The organism is Rhizobium sp. R339 (assembly GCF_002211395.1).
In the GTDB taxonomy this organism is placed as follows: Bacteria; Pseudomonadota; Alphaproteobacteria; order Rhizobiales; family Rhizobiaceae; genus Rhizobium.
Window position 1 is genome coordinate 143,829 of record NZ_LOKV01000028.1, and the last position, 23,602, is coordinate 167,430.

A 23,602-nucleotide genomic window follows, 5' to 3' on the forward strand; every position below is an offset into this window, starting at 1 on the left:
CGTTTACCCCCGGATTGTGGTGTCGACTACCTGTCATGAAATTTTCGGAGACGATCGAGATCACGGTCAAGCAGATGCCCGTGGCGGCTAAACCCAGCCAAACCATCCAATATGCCGCGGAAGGCTGCCGACCGTTCAGCGGCGCATGAAGGCTTCGAAGGCGGCGCGGGCCTCGGCGCTTTTCAGGCGCGCGGCGAAATGGCGGGCCTCGACATCGATCCGCGCGATGGTCTCATCCCGGGAGCCGCAAATGAGATCGCGGGCAATCTTCAGGGCCTCCGGGGGCTTGGCGGCGAGTTTTGCAGCCGCGGCAAGCGCGGCGTTTTCCACCTCTTGCGGCGCCGTCACCTTCCAGATGATGCCGGCCTCACGCGCTTCCTCGGCGCTGAAGGCTTCGCCGGCGGCCAGCATCGCAAAGGCGCGCTGGTGGCCCATGACGCGAGGTGCAAGCAGGCTGGAGGCCGCTTCCGGCACCAGCGCCAGATCGACGAAGGGCGTGCGGAACTGGCTGCGGTCGGAGGCGACCGTCAGGTCGCAGTGAAGGTTGAGGGTCGTGCCGATGCCGATCGCCAAGCCGTCGACCCCGGAAACGAGCGGCTTTTCGGATCTGGCGAGCGCATAGAGGAAATCGATCAGTTCCTCTCCCATACTGCCGCCCATGGCGGCCGCAAGAAAATCGCCGATATCGTTGCCGGCCGAAAAGCTGCCTTCGGTGCCGAGGAAGACGGTCACCCGGATATTTGCATCCGCATTGGCGGCATTCAGCGCATCGGCCATGGTGCGGTACATCGCCCGCGTGAAGGCGTTCTTCTTTTCCGGCCGGTTGAAGCGGATGATCTGGACGCCAGGATAGGCGGAAGGCTGCTCGACGATGATATGATCGGTCATTGGGGTTCCCTCAGGCAAGCAGGATACGAGCGGCAGCGAGACTTGCTGCGCCGTTGACGACCCGGTCGCGAAGGGCCGCCGTCTCGGCGAGCAGGTTTTCGGCAGCGAAGCGGCAAAGCGCGATGCGGTCCTCGCCGGCGCCATCGGAAGTCTCGGCGAGAGCCCCCTTGGCCAGATAGCGGCCGGTGAGCGCGAGCCCGAACAGGCGCTGATAGGGCGTGGCGCCGGAGAGCGCCTCGGCGGTCCGGCCATCGGCAAGCGCCTTCAACAGCCAGGCGGTGGCCTCGTCGAGGTCGGCGACGGCAACATCGAGCCTGGCCGCCGTTTCTCCGAAACCATCGAGATTGGAACGGCGGACATCTTCTGCGGTCTTTCTGATCTCAGCGATGAAGCCTCTCACATGATCGCCGCCGGAGAGCGGCAGCTTGCGGGTGACGAGGTCGATCGCCTGAATGCCGTTGGTGCCTTCATAGATCGGGGCGATGCGGGCATCGCGGAGATAACGGGCCGCGCCCGTCTCCTCGATGAAGCCCATGCCGCCATGCACCTGGATGCCGAGAGAGGCGACATCGACGCCGGCATCGGTCGAGAATGACTTGGCGATCGGCGTTAACAGGGCGGCGCGCTCCTGCCAATACTGACGATCGCCGCCTGCCCGGTGCGACATGTCGATCGCATGGGCGCAGGCATAGGAGATGGCGCGCGCGCCTTGGGTCAGCGCCTTCATGGTGAGCAGCATGCGGGCGACATCGGGGTGTTCGACAATCGGGCTCATGCCGGCGCCGGCCCACCCGGGCGCCCTGCCCTGCGTACGCTCCCTGGCATAGGCGAGAGCCTTCTGGGTGGCGGCTTCCGAGACCGCCACCCCCTGCATGCCGACGGCAAGGCGGGCGTTGTTCATCATCGTGAACATGCAGGCCAGGCCCTTGTTCTCCTCGCCGACCAGCCAGCCGACCGCGCCCTTCTCGTCGCCGAACTTGCCGTCACCGTAGATCATCGTGCAGGTCGGCGATCCGTGGATGCCGAGCTTGTGCTCCAGCGAGTGGCAGAACAGATCGTTGCGGGCGCCGAGCGTACCGTTGTCGTTCACGAGGAATTTCGGCACCAGGAAGAGCGAGATGCCGCGTGTGCCGGCCGGCGCATCCGGGAGGCGGGCAAGCACCAAATGGATGATGTTTTCGGCGGCGTCATGCTCGCCCCAGGTGATGAAGATCTTCTGGCCAAAGATGCGGTAGCTGCCATCGGCGCGGCGCTCGGCGCGGGCCTTCAGGACGCCGAGATCGGAGCCTGCATGCGGCTCCGTCAGGTTCATGGTGCCGGTCCATTCGCCGGACACCATCTTTTCCAGGTATTTCTCCTTCAGCGCGTCGCTGCCATGAGCGCTGACGGCCTCGATGGCGCCCATCGTCAGGGTCGGAGCGAGGGCAAAGGCCATGGAACCGGAATTCCACATCTCGAGCGCCGCGACATTCAACATATGCGGCAGCGCCTGTCCGCCGAATGCCTCCGGTGCCGTCAGGCCGTTCCAGCCGCCGGCGATCCAGTTGCGATAAAGATCGCGCCAGCCATCCGGCAGCCGGACCTCGCCGTTCACCAGACGAGCGCCCTGGCGGTCGCCGATTTCGGCGAGAGGGGCCACTTCCTCTGTGGCAAAACGTCCCGCCTCAGCCAGGATCGCGTCGACAAGATCTTCGCCGAGATCACCGAGAAGCCCTGTTGAAATCGCCTCGCCCATGCCCGCTACATGCTTCAATGTGAACGCGATTTCCTCGACGGGCGCCTTGTACATGCTTTTCTCCTCCGCAGACCGTTCTGCGCGCGGCAAAACCTCTCCAGCGCCAGGGCTAATTGATTTTTACGTAAACGTCAATTTCGATTTCCCGGACCGCCATGCAATAATTTCCGCGGCATGGCGCTTGGCTCTTGCACCCTTGCATAAATGGACGTCATGGAGAAATAAGAATGAAATCGCCTTCGCAAAGGACCGGCGAACAATGGACACATTGCCCGTCAACATACCCGGTTTCGTCTGGGCCTACCGCTTTTCGCCCAGCGAAAAGACCGCAGTGCGACTGACGAACAGTGCGACGGTGGCGGAACTGACTGCCGATGACGGTTTCTACTGGCTTCACCTCAACCTTGCCGATGCCCGCGTGCCGGCGTTGCTCGATACGCTGGAGGGGCTAACGGAGGACGCGAAATCGGCGCTGACGACGCGCGACACGCATGCGGCGATCACCGTCGACGAGCAGATGCTCTACGGCACTCTCGTCGATTGCCAGCGCGATTTCGCCCAGGACACCAACAATCTCGGCTGGCTGCATTTCGCCATGTCCGACCGCTTCATCATCACCACCCGGCTGCAGCCGCTGCGCAGCGTCGAGCGGGCGCGGGCGCTGATCGAAAAAAATCCGGGCAAATTTACCCTTCCGGTCGATCTCTTCGAACTGCTGGTGATCGAGTTCCAGCGCACGCTGATCGCGATCGTCATCGAACTCACCGAAGAGCTGAACCTGATCGAGGACATCGTCTACGACAATGCGCCCCGCGACGAGCGACGGCGGCTGGCGCCGGTGCGGCGAACCGTGGTCAGGCTGCACCGGCATCTGCGCACCGTGCTGGCGCTGATGCGCCGGGCCGCGGCGGCCGATGATGACGAGATGCCCTTCGGCTTCGATGACGTCGCGCGGCGATTGACGAGCCGGCTGGAAACGGTCGACCACGATATTTACGCCCTGCAGGATCGGGCGCGCCTGCTGCATGAAGAAATCGACTCGAAGCAATCCTCCGAGACCAACCGCCACCTCTATCTGCTGTCGATCATGACGGCGTTCCTGCTGCCGCCCACCCTCGTCACGGGGTTTTTCGGCATGAACACGGCCAACCTGCCGTTTTCCATCGGCGACTACGGCACCGAATATGCCGTCATCCTCATCGTCGCTTCGATCGCATTCGCCTGGTGGCTGCTGCGGCGGGTGAATATTCTTTGAATGTGAGAGCTGGGAGGCGATGCCTCCCCTCATCCGCCTACCGTCCAGCTGCTGTTTAGCTTCCACGATGGCAGATCCCAGCGGTCGACGTTCGGGGTGATCGAGTTGTTCATGCACCTCGCCAGGAATGGTTTTTGCACGGTTACTAATATATTTACCGTGGGGAGACCTAATGTCATGAAATGGTGCACATCCGAAGAGTTTGCCCCTCTGATGCTCGTGGTGAGTGGGCCGGAAAAATACAAGCTTGTTGCGACCCTCGTGCAGGCTGCCGAGATGCTGACGGTTGGCTGGCCGATCGACGATGGAGACGAATATCTTATTGCGATTAGGGCCTGCCGGGATGCAATTCATGGAGAAATTCCGGCAGAGGACGCGCGAGCAGCGCTTATCCGTGCCGCCGACGAAGCCGGCATTTCGGTGATAACAGCCGTTCACTGAGTTTCGCAGCCGACACCAATGGGTTCACGGGCACTCTGATGCCGTCCACTCGCTCATGTTAGAGCGAGTGGGAGTGGCAATAGTGAACGCAGATTTCCGATTCCAGCCTCAATAAGGCGAATAGCACTGCTGGCGCGGACCGTTATATGGCTGGAACGTGTTGTCGTAAGCCCGATAGGAGCGGTAGCGGTTGGCGCACCAGGCGACGTGGGCCGAGCCCATGCGCGGGGCGGGCGCGACATAACGCGGCTGCGCGGCAATGGCTCCGCCAATGACCGCGCCGGCGCCGAAGGCGGCGAGCGGATACCAATATCCGTTATAGCGACGATAGCCCGGGCGATAGTAGGAATATCCGCGATAGCCGCCGTAATAGCCGGGCCGGTAATAGGCGCCGGGGCGATAGCCAGGCCGGTAATAATCGCCGCGATAATAACGGCGGTACTGGATGCTCTCGACCGCGGAGGATTTCTCCACCTGCGGTGCGCTCGGCATCTGCATTGCCTGCGACGGCGCGAAGCTCGTTACAACGACGGCGACGGCCAGAACCGCGGTTGCGATCTTGTTACTCAAACTGAACATTTCTCTCTCCCATTCGACAGCGAACACCGCCTGCTCAGCAACGCCTTCGCGCCCGAATGGTTCCGAAAGCGGCCGGGACCGGCTGCTTTCGTTTTTTAAAGAAATCGAATTGAACCGGGGATTAACCGGGAGCGCTCAGGCAACGGCGGAAATTTTCGCCTGATCGCCCTGGAGGCGGTTCACCATGAAGTTCGAGTACCATTCGAGGAACTGCATGACGCCGCCCTCATGCACGGCGGAATAGGGGCCGGGCTCATAGGCAGGCGAATGGATGCCGAAAGCATTCTCCTCGACGATGCGGCGATCCTGATCGTTGGTCTCGGTCCAGACGTGCGTCAGTTCTTCCAGATTGTAGTCCACGCCCTCGACCGCGTCCTTGTGGACGAGCCACTTGGTCGTGACCGCGGTCTCATTGGCGCTGAGCGGCAGCACGCGGAAAGAGATGGCATGGTCGCCGAGCAGGTGGTTCCACGTCGTCGGATAGTGGAAGAGCAGCATGGTGCCGATACGGTTGATCGAGATATCGTCGGAGATCCGGCGCTTGACCGCGGGCTTGCCCGACATGGTGTAGCTCTCGGCATCCTCGATCAGCGGCATGCGGGCGGTGCGGAACTGGCCGTCCGGGGAAATCTGGAACTTGCTCGGCAGGCCGGCAGCTTCGCAGCGCGCCCAATGGCCGGCGATCTCCGGATCGTCGGCGCCGCCATCCGTGCCGGTCACGCTCGGCGCTTCGGGATAGGTGCGGCAGAGCTCGGGGTGATTGGCGGCGCAATGATAGCACTCGCGGTTGTTTTCCCAGACGAGCTTCCAGTTGCCCTTCTCGATGATCGTGCTCTGGAAAGCGACCTTGGTCTCGCCGATCCGGTGCGGGGCCACATAGGGCTCGACCTTGTCGCGCACCGTCTTGAAATCCGGGGCGGAGTCGGCGAGGCAGATGAAGATGTAGCCCGCGACGCTTTCGCAATGAACGGGCTTCAGATTGAAGCCGGTCTTGTCGAAATCGTCGCCCATGTGACGGGCGAAGGCGAGCTTGCCATCGAGATCGTAGGTCCACTGATGATAGGGGCAGACGAGACGCACGGAGGAACCGTGGTCCTTGGTGCAGACGCGCGAGCCGCGATGGCGACAGCTATTGTGGAAGGCGCGGATGACATTGTCACGGCCGCGGACGATGACCACAGGGTAGCTGCCGATCTGGACGGTGAAATAGGCTCCGGGCTTCGGCAGCTCGCAGTCATGGCCGATGAACAGCCAGTCGCGATAGTAGATCATCTCCATGTCGAGCTGGAAATAATCCTCGTCGATATAGAACGGCTGTTCGAGGCTGAAGCCCTCGCGGCGGTTCTTGAGCTGACGTAAAACGTTGCTACGAATATCCATCTTCTTGTCCTCGTGCACCCGGCTACCGCCTTCGAGAAAGAAGGCCGGCGGAAGCGCGCCCGCTTCCTTCTCCTTCGGGAGAATTGTTTACGGCGTCATTTAATCACCTGGTATGGCCGCCGCGTGGTTACAATGCGACATCGGCTTCGAAATTGACGACAGGATGCAAGGCAGCGCAAACGCCTCGCCCCGATCGTTCAATTCACCCGACTTTCCAGCATCTATCGTCAATTGCGACACGGCGTAAAGACCACACCTGGCGAGCGATTGGCCGAACCGCATCGATAATCATCGTATTTACGACATTGACAAGCAGTTAAGGCCCGTCCGGCGGCCGCTTTAACACCGCCTTAAGCATACGGTCCTATCCTCCCGGGGATTACAGATCGACCGAAGAACGCGAACCATGGCCAAACTCCGTTATTTCGACGCGAAAATACCGAGCAAATCGCCGGAGCGGCAGCTGATCACCGCGCATTCGGAATTCTTGCGCACCGGCCGTATCACCCGCGACCGGCGCCATTGGCTGGCCGAGGAAAAGCGTTACCTCACCCATGAAGAAGTGGCGGCGAAAACCGGCCGCAAGCTGGAGGCGGCCGGCGAAAAGACCCATCAGCATATCAACGGCTTCCACCGCTCCATCCAGTTTCCGAGGATGATCTTCCACCGGACGCTGGAGGACAGCCCTCATCTCGGCTATTGCCACGTCACCGCCGCGCGAACGAAGTTCGCACATTACGAAGACGTCAGCTGGGCCTTCTACATCGCCAATTTCTATTCCGACATCGGCGACAACGACAACTTCTTCGAACGCATCGATGTCGGCTATTCCAGAATGTATTTTGCCGTGGCGATCAAGCCGGGCGAGGATTCCACGGAAAAGATGTCCATCGACCGCTCGGTGCGCGGCAACGGGCTGCTCTTCCGCACCCACGATCCGCAGGCGGCGATCCGCAATATCCTGCTGCTCGGTGCCCGCAACGAGCAACTGCGCGAAATCATCCGCCAGCTGTGAGCGAACAAGGCGATTGATCGCGGGCGACGGAAAGCCTAATGACTGCCGGAACCGGACACAGGCAGCATATGGCACGCATCATCGACATCAGGACAGACAGGCAGGCAGCGCTGGAAGCGGCCTGCGCCGCTCTGGCCGACGGCTTTGCCATCGCTATTCCGACCGAGACCGTCTACGGCCTTGCGGCCGACGCCACCAATCCGGCGGCAATCACCCGCATCTACGAGACCAAGGGACGGCCGCGCTTCAACCCGTTGATCTGCCATATGGCCGACCTCGAAATGGCCGAAGAACATGCCGAATTCGACCCGGTCTCACGGGCGCTCGCCATCGCCTTCTGGCCCGGCCCGCTCACGCTCGTGCTGCCGCTGAAGCCTGACAGCCCGATCCACTCGCTTGCGACTGCCGGGCTCGACAGCGTCGGCGTTCGTGTGCCGAAGGGTTTCGCGGGCTCCTTGATCGAAGCCTTGGGCCACCCGCTCGCCGCACCGAGCGCCAATACCTCGGGCGCCATCAGCGCGACGAGTGCGGCCCATGTCGAAGCAGATCTCGGGACGAGGATCCCCCTGATCCTCGATGCAGGCCCAAGCGCGGTCGGCGTCGAATCGACCATCGTCAAAGTCGAGGACGACCGACTGAGGCTGCTCCGGCCCGGCGGGCTGGCGGCGCGCGAAATCGAACGCGTCGCAGGCCGGCCGCTGCTGCGTTCGAAAACGGCATCGGCCGCGATCGAGGCGCCGGGCATGCTCGCCTCGCATTATGCGCCGGGCGCTTCCGTGCGCCTCAATGCGACGGCGGTGGAACCCGGGGAAGCGCTGATTTCTTTCGGTAGCGCTCCGGTCTCCGGGGCCGACGGCGCGCGGATCGTCCTCGATCTCAGCCCGCGCGGCGACCTTGCCGAGGCGGCGGCAAATCTTTTCGACTACATGAAGCGGGCCGATGCCAGCGGCGCGTCGAGCATCGCCTTTTCGCCCATTCCCGAGGAGGGACTGGGCGAGGCCATCAACGACCGTCTGCAAAGGGCTGCCGCCCCGCGCGACTGACAGACCGATAGAAGCAATAGAGGATCGACCTGATGAGCAGCCCCGGCATTTCCACAGATCTTCTCGACCGCTTCACCGCCATCGTCGGCGAGAAATGCGCGCTCCGCAGCGAGGCCGACCTTGCGCCGCATCTCATCGAAAATCGCGGGCTCTATCACGGCTCCTCCCCTCTCCTTTTAGAACCCGGCTCGGTCGAGGAAGTCTCCGCGATCATGAAGCTCGCGACCGAGACGAGAACGGCAATCGTGCCGCAGACCGGCAATACCGGTCTCGTCGGCGGCCAGACACCGCGCTCGGGCAAGTGCGATATCATCGTCTCGCTCGAGCGCATGAACAGGATCCGCGACGTCGATCCGGTGGCGAACGTGCTGGTGGCCGATGGCGGCGCCATTCTTGCCGAGGTGCAGAAGGCTGCCGAGGCGCATGGGCGGCTCTTTCCGTTGTCGCTCGGATCGGAGGGCTCATGCCGCATCGGCGGCAACCTTTCCACCAATGCCGGCGGCACCGCCGTGCTTGCCTATGGCAATATGCGCCAGCTCTGCCTCGGTCTCGAAGTGGTGCTGCCGACCGGCGAAATCTGGGATGGCCTGCGCCGCCTGAAGAAAGACAATACCGGCTACGATCTGCGCGACCTCTTCATCGGCGCAGAAGGCACGCTCGGCATCATCACCGGCGCCGTGCTGAAGCTTTTCCCGCAGCCGCTCGGCCATCAGGTGGCATTCGCCGGGCTGCATTCGGTCGAAGATGCGCTTGCGCTTTTCAACCTTGCCTCCAGCCTCTGCGGCGCCTCGCTCACCGGCTTTGAACTGATGCCGCGCTTCGGGGTCGAGATCACCGCCCGCCACATCGACGGCGTCCGCGATCCGCTGGAAACGGCCTATCCCTGGTACGTGCTGATCGATATCTCGACCTCGGACTCTGCCGAGACGGCAGAGCGGATGATGAATGGCCTGCTGGAACAGGGTTTCGAGGCCGGACTTGTCTTGGATGCCGTGATCGCCTCATCCGTGGCGCAGCAGAAAGCGATATGGCACATGCGCGAGAGCATGTCGGATGCTCAAAAGCCCGAGGGGGGCTCGATCAAGCACGATGTTTCCGTTCCCGTATCGCGGATTCCGCATTTCATGGCCGAAGCGGAGACGGCAGTCATGGCGGCGATGCCGGGCGCCCGGATCTGCGCCTTCGGCCACATGGGCGACGGCAATATCCATTACAATATTTCCCAGCCGATCGGCGCTAACAAAGCCGCTTTCATCGCCCGCTGGCATGAGATGAACCGCATCGTTCACGGGCTGGTGCTCGCCCATGGCGGCTCGATCTCGGCCGAGCACGGCATCGGTCAACTGAAGCGCGACGAACTGGCGACGATCCGCCCGGCGATCGAAATCGAGCTGATGCGCCGCATCAAACGCGCCTTCGATCCGGCTGATATCATGAATCCTGGGAAGGTCGTCAGCCTCGACGTGTGAGGCTGACCATTATCAGGCCGACTGCGTGCCGCCGCCGGTCAGGATCTGCAGCGCCGGCGACTGCTGCGTGTTGTTCTGGACGTCGTACATTGCCGTGAAGCGTCTCAGCAGCTTGTCGACCTTCTTCGGATCCTGAAGATCTTCCAGCTTGACGAAGCGGTTGATGAGATCGGCCTGCTTGGCGACGTCCATGCCCGAAATCTGCGACGGCAGGCTGTAGGCGGTGGTGATGACCTGGTAGAGCGCCCTGTCGCCGAGGATCGAATAGATCGAGGTGATGCTCGAAGCCTTGCGGCTGAAGTAGAGCGCCAGGCGCACGCCGTCGTTGGTTTGGCCCTCCTGGGTCTCCAGCGTCTGCTGCAGGTAGAGCTGCTGGGTGCGATCCTCGGACGCCTTGTTCTGGATGGTGCCGATCTTGGCGCGGGTCAGATTGCCGTCCTTGTCGAAGTTGAATGCCGCGACGATATCCTTGAAGCGCGCATCCGCCTTGTCGTTCAGGTAGCTCTTCTTGTCGTCGGGATCCGAGGTGAAGATCTTCTTCAGCGTGGCCTTGTCGTAATCCTTCGGATCGAGGTTGTTCGCCTTCAGCACCAGATCGGTCAACCGGCTGTCATCAAGGAAGTCGTCGAGCGACTTCACCTTCGCCATGCCCTTGGCGAAATAATCGACCTCGGCCGTCGCGTCCTTGGCCGCCTTGTCCTTCACCGGACCATCCTTCAGCAGCATGGTCATATGCGCCTTATAGTCGGTGGCGTATTTGGCCATGGTCGCGTCAGGTAGCGCCTGGAAAGGCGAAGCCGCCTTGCCGTCGGGACCGAAGTTGAAGGCGCGGGCGAGGTTGGTGATGCGTTCATCCTTGAGGGACGCGATATAACCATTCGGATCGTAAGCATCGCTCGTCAGGATCTTGCGCATCATCGAGCGCGGCACTTCCTGATCGGTGAGACCGAAAGCCTGCAGCGCCACATGATAGAGGTCCGGCAGATTGTCGTTGCTCTTCGTGAAATCCGCTGCCGAATTGGTGCGCAGGAAATCATTGACGCTGTCGATTTCGGAGAAATCCAGCAGGCTGGTGCTGTCGGCCATCATCTTCTTGTAATTGGCGGCGACCTCGTCGATCGCATCGTCGCGCTCGTCGTCATAGCGGGCGGCATAATTGTCGTTGGTGGCTTGCGCCTGCGCGGCGGTCTGGACCGAGCTGACAGCCGGGAGCGATCCATCGGCGGCGAAGTTGAAATCGGCATTGAGATCGGCATAGCCAGCCGCAGATGCCGCAGCCGCATCGGTCAAGATGCTCCTGAGGTCAGTATCCGAGATACCTGTAGGCAGGTTATACGTGCTCTTCAGGAAATTGGTGATGGCGGGATCGGCGAGCAGATCATCGACATTGGAGATCGTCGACATCCTGGCGGAATAGTCGTCCGTGCGCGCTGCGGCGGCCAATTTCGTGTTGGTGACCTGGCCGCCCGTCTGGGCAGACATGCCGTCCTCGAGTGATCCATCCGCCTTGAAGTTGAAGGAAGCGGCAACGTCAGCATAGGTGCCGGTGCCGCTCTGATCGGTCAGGATGGCACGAAGAGCGACATCGGTGACGGTCGACGGGATGCCATAGGCGTTGCGGACAAAATTGTTCAGCTTCTGATCCGCCAGCAGCTGATCGACGTTCGAGATGCCCGCGATGGTCGACTGGTAATAGACTGCCGCATTGTCGGCCTTGCTGGCGGTGCTGGCGCTTTGCGCCGCGCTCTGCGAGGCATAGAGGGTCGCGACCGTCCCGTCCGTCTTGAAATTGAAGAGTTCGTGGACGTCACTATAGCCCTGGGCGCTTGCCGCCGCGGGATCGACGAGGAAGGTCCTCAGCGTCGCATCCGAGACGCTGTCTGCGATCTGCATGCTGGTTCTGATGTAGCTGACAGCAACAGGATCCGACATGATGTCGTCGACATTGGTGACATTGCCGATCATGCCGTTGAAGTGCGTTGCATTCGCCGCCGACTTGTCGGTGGTCGATTTGCGCTGTGCCTCCGTCTGGATCACCGAACCGTTGATCGAGCCGTCCGCATTGAAGTTGAAGTCGGCATTGAGGCCGGCCTTCCCCTGGGCGGCGGCATAGGCTGGGTCCGTCAGGATGTTCTTCAGCTCGGCATTGCTGAAATTCACACCGAGGCCATAGGCATCCTTGATGTAGCGCGCCATGACGCCGTCGGCGAGCAGATCGTCGACATTGGTGATGCTGCTCGATTGCGATGTCACGCTATAATAATTGGTAGTGTTCGACGCGGCCGACGTCAGCTTGTTCGCCTGCTCGATCGACTGAGCTCGCACCGTGTTCGAGGTCGTGCCGTCCGCCTTGAAATTGAAGGCGTTGTAGACATTGGTAAAGCCCATCAGCTGGGCATAGCCCGGATCGGTCAGCACCGTGCGCAACGCCGCGGCGGTGAAGTCGGCCCCCATGCTGTAGGCCGTCTTGATATAGGAGGTCAGGCGGCTGTCGGCGACCAGATCGTCGACATTGGTGATCGTGCCGATCTTCGCCGTATAATAGGCCTTGTTATATTCGGCCGCCGTCTTGCCGACATAATAGACGTCGGAGCCGACCGAATTGTCGATGATGACCGACTGGGAATTCAGCGTGTAGGTCTCGATCACCGAAGCCTTCTGCGCGGCCGTCTGGGCCGTCCCGGTGACCGTGCCGTCGGCATTGAAGCTGAACTGGGCGGCAAGCGCCTTGTATTTGTCGCCGCCCTGCGTGTTGACGAAGCTCGACGGGTCGCTGAGATCGCTCGTCAGCACCTGCCGCAGGAAATCCTTCGACGCATAGGTCGGATCGATTTTGAACGTCTTCAGCACATAGGTGCGCAGCCGGGTGTTGTTGATCAGGTCGTCGACGGTCTGCACGCTGTCGATATTGTTGCCGTAATAGGTGCTCTCGGTGGCGGCGGCCTTGTCGGCATCGACAAAGGACTGCTTGTAGAGGCCGATGAGATCGTCCTCCTGCGCGTCCGTCTGCACGTCCTTGTCGGGCGCGTTGAAATTGAAGGCGGCGGCGAATTCGCGGTAGCGCGTATCGGAGAGCTTGTTGGCGTAGCTGTCGGGGTCGGTGAGATCGCTTTCGAGCACCTTCTTCATGAAGGCCTTGGCGTAGGTCATGTCCTCGAGGCCATAGGCCTTCATCGCGTAGCTGTAGAGCTTGTAGTCGCCGAGGAAGTCGTCGACGTCGGTGACCTTGTTGATATTGTCGGCGTAGTACTGGGCATCCTTCTTGACCGTCGATTGCGCCGCAACCTTGTTGAGGCTCGACGTCATATCCTTCGACAGGATCGAGTAAGCGAGGGAAGCCGTAATCATCAAAAGCGCCCTTTTCGGCAAAATCTCTAAAAGAACGACGAACTGCTGGTGAGCCCATTTTGCCACGCAAAGCTTACCCGAGACTTACCTCTGGGTTGCGTCATTTCAGGACAAGACACCGTTCACCTTCCGGAAACCCTGCCGGATTCGGTTTTGATAACCATCGTAGGAGGCAAAGTTTTCTTAACCGCAATTTTTAAGCTGTACGGAAGGGCCCCCGCCTATTGTCGGCCATAGAGGACGAAAAGTCCCAAGGAGAAGACCGGAAACCGGCTCTCAGGTAAGACAAGGGTAGAATGAAATGAACAATCCCGTTATGAAGCCCGCATGGGCTGGCACGACGCTACGCCTCGATCCGTCCCGCTTTCCCCAGCAGGTCAGCTACGCCATCCATGATTGTTCGGATGACGTCAGCATCACCATAGACGAACGCGGCGCCGTTCTGCGCAAGATCCTTCCCTCCAGCGGCCTGCCGCTATCGATTGCCCTGCCGAAGCGCGTCTTTCAGGGTGTCGCGGCCCGCGCCATAGACCATGGCGACGGCGAGGTTACGGTGACGCTCGAACTCCACCATGCGGATCCGGAACTCTGCATTCCGCTGCTGGTCGCCCATGATCTCAGCGACATCGCCGCCGACTGGCGCAGCTGGTCGGAGGCCTTCCGCATTCCGATGCTGATGGTCGAAGCCGATGGCGTCGCACGGCCGCTCGAAGACCATATCGGAGCCCTGCGTACCGGCGATCTGAAGCCGCGCCGCCGTCATTCCTACTTCGCCAATCGCCGTCCGCGCTTCCTCGTGCGCCGCACCACTGGCCGGCTGGGCGTTGCGATGAAGATCGAAGGCAAGGAAATCATCGCCCGCAACTGAGCAAAATCGCGACAGTTCCATGCGGCAACGCCGCTCCGGAACCATTTTGAAACCCGGCGCCCGCGCCGGGTTTGTCGTTCCATTCAGGGAATGGCGAACAGCAGCGAGACGAAAAGGCCGAAGAAGATGATCAGGCCGACGCGGTTGTTCGACTTGAAGAGCGCCAGGCATTGGACGGGATCGTCGATATCAAGCCGGACGATCTGCCAGGCGAACATGCCGGCCGCGCCGATGAGCGCTAGGAAGGCAATGAGATTGGCGTCGCCGAGCAGGAAAGCGGCGAACATCAGCACCAGCGTCAGCCCATAAAGGCCGATCAGCCAAAGCCTCGTCCTGTCGCCGAAGAGCCGTGCTGTGGAGCGAACGCCGATCAGTTCGTCGTCCTCCTTGTCCTGGTGGGCGTAGATGGTGTCGTAACCGATCGTCCAGGCGACGGAGGCGGCATAAAGCAGGATCGCGGCGAAGGAGAGGCCGCCCGATATGCCGGCCCAGCCCATCAGCGCGCCCCAGGAAAAGGCAAGTCCCAGGAAGAATTGCGGCCAGTCGGTGAAGCGTTTGGCGAAGGGATAAAGCGCGACGATGCCGAGCGAGAGAATGCCGAGGAAAACGGTCAGCCAGTTGAACTGCAGCAGCACGAAAAGGCCGACCAGCGCCTGCAGGCCGATAAAGATCTTCGCATGGGCGCGGGTGACGCGGCCGGACGGAAGCGGGCGCGAACGCGTGCGCGCCACTTCCATGTCGATCTCATGGTCGACGAGATCGTTGTACGTGCAGCCGGCGCCGCGCATGGCGACCGCGCCGATGAAATAAAGAATGAGGTGGGAGACCAGCAGGCTGCCGGAATAGCGCCCCTCACCGATCGCCGCATTGGCGGCGAGTGTCGCCGACCAAAAGCATGGCCACATCAAGAGCTGCCAGCCGATGGGCCGGTCCCAGCGCGCGAGCTGCGCATAGGGCCACAGCCATGGCGGCAGGATCCGGTAGACCCAGTTATCGGAAGGGGCGTCGGAGACGCGATCGTGAAAATGACCGGTATCTTGCATGCCGTTCATCTAGCGGCGGGCCGGCGATCCGGTCAAGAAGCGATCGCGGCGTCATGGGAGCACTCCCGCTATTCTTCGAACCGCGGAAATGCTCTATCGCCTTGTTTTCTCTCAATTCCTGACGCAAGACCGGTGTATCCTCTTGCCGGAATTGCTTCAATCACTGCAGTGAGAAATTGAACCTGTAAGTCGCCGAAACACCGATCAGCACCTGGTTCTTCGAGCCGCGCTCCCTGACGAGGCTGCTGTCGGCAGCCGGGCCTGCGAGCCGCTTATATTCCAGGAAGGAACTCGCCGACAGGTTTTCCGTCGCCTTCCATGTCAGGGCTGCACCCGCGCCGTAAGATTGAATACCGGATGACGGCTTGTAGGGATCGAGGCCGCTCGCCGCAGCCTGCTTGGCGTTGACGCCGTAATAGGCGTCATAATAGCCGCTTGTGGCGAATGTCGCGCGCGGACCGCCGGATAGCTGCAGGTCGGGCGCGATGTCGGTGAAGGCATCGACAGCGAGATCGGCGACGACGCCATCGTGCGAGCGGATGCCCTGGCGGACTTCGGCGCGGGCGCGAATGAAATCGGTCGGGTAGACTTCGACGAAACCGCCGGCTTCCGCTCCCCACTTGACCTTCTTCATGCCCTTCAACTCATGGCCGTCGCCATCATCGCGCGAAGGCACGAACCGGCCGACGATGCCGGCCCGGATAGTTCCGTTGTCGATGAGGGCGAAGGAAGGATTGTCGTTGCGTGAGGAAAAGCGCGGCGCCGATCCCTGCCGGCCGGCCGAGATCAGCGGGCTGAACCTGAATTCATAACGCCTTGAGCCTTCGAATTTCGGAGCAGAGAAGCCGGCAACGCCGACGCTCAAATACCAGTCGCCGGACCAGAAATGCTGGCCGCTTTCCTGCGCGGCCGCCGAACCAAAGGAAGAAAAAGCAATAAGCAAAGAAATCGATACGACTGATCGATGAGACACGTCCGCACTCCAGAAAACGCAAAAACAAAGCCGCGGAGGGCGGCGGTCGCTACATTTATCGTGAGGTCGTTACGCCAATGTTAACCACGGCAGCGAGATTGGAAGGCAAAACCGATGTCTTTTTACCGCTGGTTCCAGCGGCGGATAACCGGTTCGGTCAAGTCGTGTTCGTAGCCGAGCACGCTGATGCTCGCGGTATCCAGCACGAAATGCTCGCCGCCTTGCGGCGGCAGGCCGAGCCAGCGGGCAGCGAGCACACGCAGGAAATGCGAGCTCGAGAAGATCAGGATGCTGGCAGGCGCCTGGCGAATCGCATCGATGACACCATCCGCGCGGGCGCCGACATCAGCAGCGCTTTCGCCATTCGGGCAGCCATCGCGAAAGAGCTGCCAGGCGGGGCGGTCCGCCAGAATAGCCTTCGTCGTGATGCCCTCGTAAGCGCCATAATCCCATTCGGCGAGATCTTCACGGATCACCGCGCCGGAGCCGAACCCGGCAAGCATGCAGGTCTTACGGGCACGCGCGGACGGGCTCGACCAGACAGCGGAGACGGAAAGGCCCGCCAGCCGGTCGGCAAGCTTGCGCGCGGCAGCCTCGCCATTTTCCGTCAAGGGAATATCGCTTCGCCCGGTATGGCGCCCGGAAAGGCTCCATTCGGTCTCGCCGTGCCGCACAAGATAGATTTCGGGAAACGCACTGCTCATCGGCATGCCCTTTCATGAAAACTGGCACAGATGCTGTCGCTCAGAACGTCACCTTCTCCAGCGGTGGGCGGTTCGCCTCGAACTCCTTCAGCTTCGCTTCGTTCCGGGCAATGTAATTGCGGTTGTCGGGAACCGTGAACTGGTTCTTGGCGATCTGAATCTGCAGGATGAAAAGCTCATCCCAACGGAAGCCCATTTCCGAGCCGGCGAGATAGAATTCCCACATGCGGAAGAACTGCTCGTCGTAAAGCGCCACCGCTTCGGCCTTGCGCGCCACGAAACGCTCGCGCCAGTGACGCAGCGTATAGGCATAATGCATCGGCAGGATCTCGACATCCCGGACCAGCAATCCCGCCTTTTCAAGCGGCGGCAGGACCTCGCCGACCGAGGGAATGTAGCCGCCGGGAAAAATATATTTTTCGATGAAGGCGTTGGTGCCGAAGCTCGGCTTCGGACGGCCGATCGAGTGCAGGACCATGACGCCGTTGTCGTCGAGCAGGTCCGACACCTTGCGGAAGAAATTGCCGTAATTGCCGATGCCGACATGCTCGAACATGCCGACCGAGACGATGCGGTCGAACTTCCGGCCGGTCATGCTGCGATAATCCTGCAGCTCGAACCGCACGCGATCTCCAAGCCCGCGTTTTTCGGCGCGCGTGCGCGACACCTTGAGCTGCTCTTCGCTCAGCGTAATGCCGGTGAAATCAGAGCCCTCCGTCGCCTCCGCCAGATACATGCCCATGCCGCCCCAGCCGGAGCCGATCTCCAGGATGCGCTGGTTCGGTTCGAGCAGAAGCTTGGCGGCGATATGGCGTTTCTTCGCAAGCTGCGCCTCGTCGAGGCCGATGCCCGGCGGCTCAAAATAGGCGCAGGAATATTGCCAATCCTCATCGAGGAAAAGATCGAAGAGCTTGGCCGAGAGATCGTAATGATGAGCGACGTTGTGCTTGTTGCGGTTGACGGGCACACGGCTCTTCAGCTGCTGCCAGGCAATGCGGCCGACGAGCAGCGCCGCCATCTTGAAATCGAAAATCTCATTGGTGGTGTTCTGCTTCACCAGCGACAGGAAATCGTAAATGTTGCCCTGTTCGAGAATGAACCGGCCCTGCATGTACATTTCGCCGAGCTTCATCGTCGGGTCGCGACGAATGGCATCCTCGGCCTCCTGATCGGCAACACGGGCGACAACCATGTCTCCGGTGCCGTCACCGATCATGTGGGTGTCGCCATTGGCAAGGGTAAGTTTCAAAGACCCCTTGCGGATGATTTGCTGGACGATCGAAAGGAAAGCCGACGCCATGGACGCCTCGCAAATGTGACAGGATGGTCACATCAACTTAATAGCTCTCCTTCGCCTTACAAGCGCCGGATTTAGCACTCTTTCGAGAACTTTGCCAAACTGTTGCATTTTTGCCGAAAGGCAGGATAAGCCCTTATTTTCGCTTCATGGCTTCGGCAAGTGCCGCGCCGAAGGCGCCCTGGCTTTCCTGTTTCGGAGCGGCCGGCCGGCGATCGTTCTGCGGCCGCGAACCCTGACTTCCCCGAGAATCACCACGCGGGGAAGGTGTCGAAGAACCGTCGTCGCGCCGCATGGAAAGACCGATCCGTTTACGCTTGGCATCGACCTCGACGACTCTCACCTTGACGACGTCGCCGGCCTTCACGACCTCATGCGGATCCTTGACGAAACGGTCGGCAAGCTGGGACACATGCACAAGCCCATCCTGGTGCACGCCGATATCGACGAAGGCGCCGAAGGCGGCGACATTGGTCACCGTGCCTTCCAGCACCATGCCGGGCTTCAGGTCGGAAATTTCGTTGACGCCTTCGGCGAAGGTCGCGGTCTTGAAGCTCGGACGCGGGTCGCGGCCGGGCTTTTCCAGCTCGGCGATAATGTCGCGAACCGTCGGCAGACCGAATTTCTCGTCGATAAACTGGCGCGGGTCGATCGATTTCAGGACGGCATTGTCGCCCATCAGCGCCCTGAGATCGCGGCCACAAGCGGCGACGATCTTCTTGGCAACGCCGTAGGCTTCAGGATGGACGGAGGAGGCATCGAGCGGCTCCTTGCCGTTCGGAATGCGCAGGAAGCCGGCGCATTGCTCGAAAGTGCGGCCGCCGAGCCTCGCGACCTTCAACAGGTCGCGCCGCGTCTCGAAACGGCCCTCGCTGTCGCGGTGGCGGACGATGGCATCGGCGATCGACGGCCCAAGGCCGGAGACGCGGGCGAGCAGCGGCGCGGACGCCGTGTTTAGATCGACGCCGACGGCATTCACCGCATCTTCCACCACGGCATCGAGCGAACGCGACAGCTTCTGCTGGTCGACATCGTGCTGATACTGGCCGACGCCGATCGACTTCGGCTCGATCTTGACGAGTTCGGCCAGCGGATCCTGCAGACGGCGTGCAATGGAGACGGCGCCGCGCAGCGACACGTCGAGATCGGGAAATTCGGCCGCACCTGTCGCCGAGGCGGAATAGACCGAAGCGCCGGCTTCGGACACGATGACCTTGGTCGGCTTCGGCGCTGGCAGTTCGGCCAGCATGTCGGCCACCAGCTTTTCCGTTTCGCGGCTGCCGGTGCCGTTGCCGATCGAGATCAGCTCGACATTGTGCTTGCGGATCAGCGATGCGAGTTCGATCTGCGCGCCGCGCACATCGTTCCGCGGCTGGAAAGGATAGACGGTCGAGGTCGCCACCACCTTGCCGGTCCCATCGACGACGGCAACCTTGACGCCGGTACGGATGCCGGGATCGAGGCCCATCGTCGCGCGCGAGCCGGCGGGGGCGGCGAGCAGCAGATCCTTGAGGTTGCGGGCAAAGACATGGATCGCCTCCTCTTCCGCTCTCTCGCGCAGTTCGCGCATCAGGTCGAGCGAGAGCGACATGGATAGCTTCACGCGCCAGGTCCAGCTTGCCACATCCATCAGCCAGCGGTCGCCGGGGCGGCTCGTGCCGATCTCGTAGGCAGCGGCGATCATGCGTTCAACAGGCTTGTTCGGCGAGACGGCCTCGGCGTCCGCCTCGATCGTCAGCGTCAGCACTTCCTCATTCCAGCCGCGCAGCATGGCGAGCGCGCGATGGCCGGGCGCGGTCGCCCAGCGTTCGGAATGGTCGAAATAATCGGAAAACTTCTCGCCCGTTGCCTGCTTGCCATCAACGACCTTCGCTTTCAGCAGGGAGGCCTGGCGCATATGGGCGCGCAATTTGCCGAGCAGATCGGCATTTTCGGCGATGGCTTCGGCGATGATATCGCGTGCTCCTTCGAGCGCCGTTTTCACATCGGGCACATCCGCCGTGATGAAGCCCTCGGCCAATACCGCCGGTTCCCGGCCGCGATCGGCAAGGATCGCCTCGGCGAGCGGGCCGAGGCCGCGTTCGCGGGCGATCTCGGCGCGGGTGCGCCGCTTCGGCTTGTAGGGCAGATAGAGATCCTCGAGCTCGGCCTTGGTTTCGGCGCCGGCGACTTTCCCCATCAGCTCGTCGGTCATCTTGCCCTGACCGGTGATCGATTCGACGATCGCAGCGCGCCGGGCTTCGAGTTCGCGCAGATAGACCAGCCGCTCGGCGAGATTGCGCAGCTGCGTGTCATCGAGCCCGCCCGTCACCTCCTTGCGGTAGCGGGCGATGAAAGGCACGGTGGCACCTTCATCCAGCAGCTCGATGGCGGCCTTGGCCTGGTCGGGCCGGGCATTGATTTCGGCCGAGATGCGGGCTGCGAGAAAGCGAAGATCAGCGGCCATGGGATTTCCTGTTCCGACGAAAGTTGCGGGACCATAGCGGCGAAAAGCGGCAAGGCAATGCCCGACCGTGGTTTCCACAGCGGAAGTTGAGTGATTGGCGGTCGGCAGGCGTTATACCGTGCGGCCCCCTCATCCGCCCTGCCGGGCACCTTCTCCCCGATGGGTAGAAGGGGAGGTGCGGCAGCGGCCCATTCTTGCCGCTACCGTTTGTGATGGAGGAAAGCAGTGCGGCATATCCCTTCTCCCCTCGGGGAGAAGATGCCGGCAGGCAGATGAGGGGGCCACACGGCACAACGCCTACCAACCATCCACCCCATCACTCTCTTCCGTTTTTGCGGTTGTGCAGATGCGGCATTCTTTGATAGCAGAAGCAACGTTTTGGATCGCCCTGCCCGCGGGCGCAAGGAAAAGTGTGACATGCCAAACCTTCTTCTCGAACTCCGCTCCGAAGAGATTCCGGCCCGCATGCAGCGCAAGGCTGCCGGCGATCTGAAGAAGCTCGTCACCGATGCGCTCGTCGAAGCGGGTCTGTCCTATGAGGGCGCGCGCGAATATTGGACGCCGCGTCGGCTGGCGCTCGACATTCACGGCCTGACGGCCCGCTCCGCCGATGTGCGCGAAGAGCGCAAGGGGCCGCGCACCGACGCCAACGAGAAGGCGATCGAAGGCTTCCTGCGCGGCGCCGGCCTTTCCTCGGTCTCCGAGGCGCAGGTGGTGAGCGATCCGAAGAAGGGCGATTTTTACGTGGCGGTCATCTCCAAGCCCGGCCGCGCGGCGGAAGAGATCATCGCCGAGGTGATGCCCGGCATCATCCGCGATTTCCCTTGGCCGAAATCCATGCGCTGGGGCAAAGCCTCCTCCAAGCCGGGCGCGCTGCGCTGGGTGCGGCCGCTGCAGTCGATCGTCTGCACCTTCGGCCCCGAGCATGAAGAAACGGTCGTCATCCCCTTCGAGATCGACGGCATCACTGCCTCGAACGTCACCTACGGCCATCGCTTCCATGCGCCGGAGGCGATCACCGTGCGCCGCTTCGACGATTATGCGGCGAGCCTCGAAAGGGCCAAGGTCATCCTCGACGCCGAGCGCCGCAAGGACATCATCCTGCACGATGCGCGCGACATTGCTTTCGCCAACGGGCTCGAGCTGGTGGAAGACGAAGGCCTGCTGGAGGAAGTCTCCGGCCTGGTGGAATGGCCGCAGGTGCTGATGGGTTCCTTCGAAGAGGATTATCTCTCCATCCCCTCCGAGATCATCCGGCTGACGATCAAAACCAACCAGAAGTGCTTCGTCACCCGCAAGCAGGGTGAAGAAGGGCTATCGAACAAGTTCATCCTCGTCTCCAATATCCAGGCGACGGATGGCGGCAAGGAAATCGTTCACGGCAACGGCAAGGTCGTGCGCGCCCGGCTTTCGGATGCACTGCATTTCTGGAAGCGCGACCAGGGCAACCTGCCGGATCTCGAAACGCTGACGGTTTCGGCCGAGAAGTTCGGCCTCGACCTGAAGAAGCCGCTCGATCAGCGCATGGCCAAGCTCGATGCGCTCAATGTGACGTTCCACGCCAAGCTTGGCACACAAGGGGCGCGCGTCGCCCGCATCCGCGCGCTGGCATCCGAGCTCGCGAAGATCACCGGCGCCGACGCAACTCTCACCGATCGCGCCGCCGTGCTGGCAAAGGCCGATCTGCGCACCGAAGCGGTCGGCGAATTCCCGGAGCTGCAGGGCTTGATGGGCCGCAAATATGCGGTGCTGCAGGGCGAGAATGCCTCCGTCGCCGCGGCCATCGAGGACCACTACAAGCCGCAAGGCCCATCGGACCGTGTGCCGGAGGACAAGGTGGCGATCACGGTCGCTCTTGCAGACAAGCTCGATACGCTGATCGGCTTCTGGGCGATCGATGAAAAGCCGACCGGCTCGAAGGATCCCTTCGCGCTGCGCCGCGCGGCGCTTGGCGTCGTCAGAATCCTGCTGGAGCGCAGGATCCGCCTGCCGCTTCTAGCGACCGTCAGGGATGCCGACCTGCTCTCCTTCTTCCATGATCGCCTCAAGGTCTATCTGCGCGATCAGGGCGCCCGCCACGATCTCATCGATGCCGTGCTGACGCCCGAAGCCGACGATCTGCTGATGGTGGCGCGCCGCGTCGAGGCGCTGACGGCCTTCATCACCTCCGAGGATGGCAAGAACCTGCTTGCCGGCACCAAGCGCGCCACGCAGCTGCTCGCCGCCGAGGAAAAGAAGGGCACCGTCATCGCCGATGCCGTCGCTGAAGCGCTTTTGAAGCTCAACGCCGAAAAGGAACTCTTCGCGGCCATATCGAGCGCCTCCAAGGATGCCGCGGATGCCGTCGCCGGAGAGGACTTCCGCTCGGCGATGGCGGCGCTTTCCAAGCTGCGCGGCCCTGTCGACCGGTTCTTCGAAGACGTTCTCGTCAACGACGAGGACGCCGCCATTCGCGCCAACCGCCTCGCTTTGCTGCGGCTGATCCGCGAAGCGACGGGAACGGTCGCGGATTTCTCGAAGATATCGGGTTAAGAATGCGGGCCTCGGCGGTCTGGCATTGCGGCCGCCGCGGCGTTATTCAATGAGGCATGCAAAACAGGATTCTCGTCAGTGCCTGCCTCATGGGCCATGCCGTCCGCTATGACGGGCAGGCGAAGCCGTTGCTTCATCCTGCAATCGAGAGATGGCGGGCAGAAGGACGGCTGGTGACGATCTGTCCGGAGATGTCGGCGGGCATGCAGGTGCCGCGGCCGCCGGCGGAGATTGCGAATGGGGCAAGCGGTGAAGACGTACTGGCAGGCAAGGCGCGGGTCGTCGAGAGCACCGGCGCAGACGTGACGGAAGAGTTCCTGCAGGCTGCGGAAAACGCCGTCACGCTCGCCAGCCAGGCCGGTTGCCGCTACGCGCTGCTCATCGACGGCAGCCCGTCCTGCGGATCCGATTTCATCTATGACGGGACGTTTTCCGGACGCAAGCTAGCCGGCAACGGCGTGACGGCGGCGGCGCTGAAAGCGGCCGGCGTCGAGGTGTTTTCCGATCGCGAAATCGAGCGGCTGATCGAACGTGTTTCCGACTGATCATCATAAGGAACGGCCGCCGGAAACCGGCGGCCGTCCAG

The 23,602-nt window shown here is 61.8% G+C and carries 18 protein-coding genes; 8 read left to right on the forward strand and 10 right to left on the reverse strand.

From position 1 onward, the window contains the following. Window positions 1-135: 135 nt before the first annotated feature. Window positions 136-888, reverse strand: coding sequence for a crotonase/enoyl-CoA hydratase family protein (locus ATY76_RS31175; protein WP_088678489.1), 753 nt, complete (start codon window positions 886-888; stop codon window positions 136-138). 10 nt (window positions 889-898) lie between these two features. After that, entirely contained in the window at window positions 899-2,677 is a 1,779-nt protein-coding gene (locus ATY76_RS31180; protein WP_088678490.1) for an acyl-CoA dehydrogenase, read from the reverse strand. Window positions 2,678-2,882: 205 nt separating this feature from the next. On the opposite strand from ATY76_RS31180, the gene ATY76_RS31185 reads away from it, so the two are divergent. Both ATY76_RS31185 and ATY76_RS31190 read left to right on the forward strand, forming a co-directional pair. Beyond that, the gene (locus tag ATY76_RS31185; RefSeq protein ID WP_088678491.1) at window positions 2,883-3,878 is read left to right on the forward strand and encodes a transporter; all 996 of its coding nucleotides are present in this window, start codon (window positions 2,883-2,885) and stop codon (window positions 3,876-3,878) included. A gap of 177 nt (window positions 3,879-4,055) precedes the next feature. Next, window positions 4,056-4,319 carry a DUF982 domain-containing protein gene (locus ATY76_RS31190; RefSeq protein ID WP_088678492.1) on the forward strand — a complete coding sequence of 88 codons (264 nt, stop codon included), beginning with the start codon at window positions 4,056-4,058 and terminating at the stop codon, window positions 4,317-4,319. Between the two features lie 108 nt (window positions 4,320-4,427). Here ATY76_RS31190 and ATY76_RS31195 read toward each other — a convergent pair whose 3' ends face one another. Beyond that, window positions 4,428-4,898, reverse strand: coding sequence for a BA14K family protein (locus ATY76_RS31195; protein ID WP_088678493.1), 471 nt, complete (start codon window positions 4,896-4,898; stop codon window positions 4,428-4,430). A 135-nt stretch (window positions 4,899-5,033) separates the two neighbouring features. Continuing rightward, window positions 5,034-6,278, reverse strand: a complete 1,245-nt coding sequence (locus tag ATY76_RS31200) for an aromatic ring-hydroxylating dioxygenase subunit alpha (RefSeq protein ID WP_088678494.1) — start codon at window positions 6,276-6,278, stop codon at window positions 5,034-5,036. A 406-nt stretch (window positions 6,279-6,684) separates the two neighbouring features. On the opposite strand from ATY76_RS31200, the gene ATY76_RS31205 reads away from it, so the two are divergent. The 3 genes from ATY76_RS31205 (at window position 6,685) to ATY76_RS31215 (ending at window position 9,805) form a co-directional block, all read left to right on the forward strand. After that, on the forward strand, window positions 6,685-7,293 hold the full coding sequence (locus ATY76_RS31205) for a DUF6656 family protein (protein WP_088678495.1): 609 nt from the start codon (window positions 6,685-6,687) through the stop codon (window positions 7,291-7,293). A 68-nt stretch (window positions 7,294-7,361) separates the two neighbouring features. Beyond that, window positions 7,362-8,336, forward strand: a complete 975-nt coding sequence (locus tag ATY76_RS31210) for an L-threonylcarbamoyladenylate synthase (RefSeq protein ID WP_088678496.1) — start codon at window positions 7,362-7,364, stop codon at window positions 8,334-8,336. A 32-nt stretch (window positions 8,337-8,368) separates the two neighbouring features. Next, the gene (locus ATY76_RS31215) at window positions 8,369-9,805 is read left to right on the forward strand and encodes an FAD-binding oxidoreductase (protein WP_088678497.1); all 1,437 of its coding nucleotides are present in this window, start codon (window positions 8,369-8,371) and stop codon (window positions 9,803-9,805) included. A 12-nt stretch (window positions 9,806-9,817) separates the two neighbouring features. On the opposite strand, the gene ATY76_RS31220 is transcribed toward ATY76_RS31215, so the two are convergent. Continuing rightward, a complete protein-coding gene (locus ATY76_RS31220; RefSeq protein ID WP_088678498.1) occupies window positions 9,818-13,153 on the reverse strand; it encodes a DUF1217 domain-containing protein in 3,336 nt (1,111 codons plus the stop codon). Between the two features lie 301 nt (window positions 13,154-13,454). Here ATY76_RS31220 and ATY76_RS31225 point away from each other — a divergent pair, with 301 nt between their 5' ends. Then, window positions 13,455-14,021: a DUF6101 family protein gene (locus ATY76_RS31225; RefSeq protein WP_088678499.1), complete on the forward strand. Its 567-nt coding sequence runs from the start codon at window positions 13,455-13,457 to the stop codon at window positions 14,019-14,021. 83 nt (window positions 14,022-14,104) lie between these two features. On the opposite strand, the gene ubiA is transcribed toward ATY76_RS31225, so the two are convergent. From ubiA to ATY76_RS31250, 5 genes are all read right to left on the reverse strand, one after another. Continuing rightward, complete coding sequence (gene ubiA / locus ATY76_RS31230; RefSeq protein WP_088678610.1) at window positions 14,105-15,064, reverse strand: 4-hydroxybenzoate octaprenyltransferase; 960 nt, start codon at window positions 15,062-15,064, stop codon at window positions 14,105-14,107. A 160-nt stretch (window positions 15,065-15,224) separates the two neighbouring features. Next, window positions 15,225-16,037: a MipA/OmpV family protein gene (locus tag ATY76_RS31235; RefSeq protein ID WP_088678500.1), complete on the reverse strand. Its 813-nt coding sequence runs from the start codon at window positions 16,035-16,037 to the stop codon at window positions 15,225-15,227. Between the two features lie 122 nt (window positions 16,038-16,159). Then, window positions 16,160-16,741, reverse strand: coding sequence for a histidine phosphatase family protein (locus ATY76_RS31240; RefSeq protein WP_088678611.1), 582 nt, complete (start codon window positions 16,739-16,741; stop codon window positions 16,160-16,162). 40 nt (window positions 16,742-16,781) lie between these two features. Beyond that, window positions 16,782-18,041, reverse strand: coding sequence for a cyclopropane-fatty-acyl-phospholipid synthase family protein (locus ATY76_RS31245; protein WP_088678501.1), 1,260 nt, complete (start codon window positions 18,039-18,041; stop codon window positions 16,782-16,784). 133 nt (window positions 18,042-18,174) lie between these two features. Further along, window positions 18,175-20,484 carry a Tex family protein gene (locus ATY76_RS31250; protein WP_088678502.1) on the reverse strand — a complete coding sequence of 770 codons (2,310 nt, stop codon included), beginning with the start codon at window positions 20,482-20,484 and terminating at the stop codon, window positions 18,175-18,177. 417 nt (window positions 20,485-20,901) lie between these two features. On the opposite strand from ATY76_RS31250, the gene glyS reads away from it, so the two are divergent. Together glyS and ATY76_RS31260 are read left to right on the forward strand one after the other, a co-directional pair. Beyond that, on the forward strand, window positions 20,902-23,016 hold the full coding sequence (gene glyS, locus ATY76_RS31255) for a glycine--tRNA ligase subunit beta (protein ID WP_088678503.1): 2,115 nt from the start codon (window positions 20,902-20,904) through the stop codon (window positions 23,014-23,016). Window positions 23,017-23,072: 56 nt separating this feature from the next. Continuing rightward, window positions 23,073-23,561, forward strand: a complete 489-nt coding sequence (locus ATY76_RS31260) for a DUF523 domain-containing protein (RefSeq protein ID WP_088678504.1) — start codon at window positions 23,073-23,075, stop codon at window positions 23,559-23,561. Window positions 23,562-23,602: the final 41 nt, after the last annotated feature.

Coding starts and splice junctions, on each gene's coding strand:
- ATY76_RS31175 (WP_088678489.1), bottom strand. CDS start 888: ATGACCGATCATATCATCGTCGAGCAGCCTTCCGCCTATCCTGGCGTC.
- ATY76_RS31180 (WP_088678490.1), bottom strand. CDS start 2,677: ATGTACAAGGCGCCCGTCGAGGAAATCGCGTTCACATTGAAGCATGTA.
- ATY76_RS31185 (WP_088678491.1), top strand. CDS start 2,883: ATGGACACATTGCCCGTCAACATACCCGGTTTCGTCTGGGCCTACCGC.
- ATY76_RS31190 (WP_088678492.1), top strand. CDS start 4,056: ATGAAATGGTGCACATCCGAAGAGTTTGCCCCTCTGATGCTCGTGGTG.
- ATY76_RS31195 (WP_088678493.1), bottom strand. CDS start 4,898: ATGTTCAGTTTGAGTAACAAGATCGCAACCGCGGTTCTGGCCGTCGCC.
- ATY76_RS31200 (WP_088678494.1), bottom strand. CDS start 6,278: ATGGATATTCGTAGCAACGTTTTACGTCAGCTCAAGAACCGCCGCGAG.
- ATY76_RS31205 (WP_088678495.1), top strand. CDS start 6,685: ATGGCCAAACTCCGTTATTTCGACGCGAAAATACCGAGCAAATCGCCG.
- ATY76_RS31210 (WP_088678496.1), top strand. CDS start 7,362: ATGGCACGCATCATCGACATCAGGACAGACAGGCAGGCAGCGCTGGAA.
- ATY76_RS31215 (WP_088678497.1), top strand. CDS start 8,369: ATGAGCAGCCCCGGCATTTCCACAGATCTTCTCGACCGCTTCACCGCC.
- ATY76_RS31220 (WP_088678498.1), bottom strand. CDS start 13,153: ATGATTACGGCTTCCCTCGCTTACTCGATCCTGTCGAAGGATATGACG.
- ATY76_RS31225 (WP_088678499.1), top strand. CDS start 13,455: ATGAACAATCCCGTTATGAAGCCCGCATGGGCTGGCACGACGCTACGC.
- ubiA (WP_088678610.1), bottom strand. CDS start 15,064: ATGCAAGATACCGGTCATTTTCACGATCGCGTCTCCGACGCCCCTTCC.
- ATY76_RS31240 (WP_088678611.1), bottom strand. CDS start 16,741: ATGAGCAGTGCGTTTCCCGAAATCTATCTTGTGCGGCACGGCGAGACC.
- ATY76_RS31245 (WP_088678501.1), bottom strand. CDS start 18,041: ATGGCGTCGGCTTTCCTTTCGATCGTCCAGCAAATCATCCGCAAGGGG.
- ATY76_RS31250 (WP_088678502.1), bottom strand. CDS start 20,484: ATGGCCGCTGATCTTCGCTTTCTCGCAGCCCGCATCTCGGCCGAAATC.
- glyS (WP_088678503.1), top strand. CDS start 20,902: ATGCCAAACCTTCTTCTCGAACTCCGCTCCGAAGAGATTCCGGCCCGC.
- ATY76_RS31260 (WP_088678504.1), top strand. CDS start 23,073: ATGCAAAACAGGATTCTCGTCAGTGCCTGCCTCATGGGCCATGCCGTC.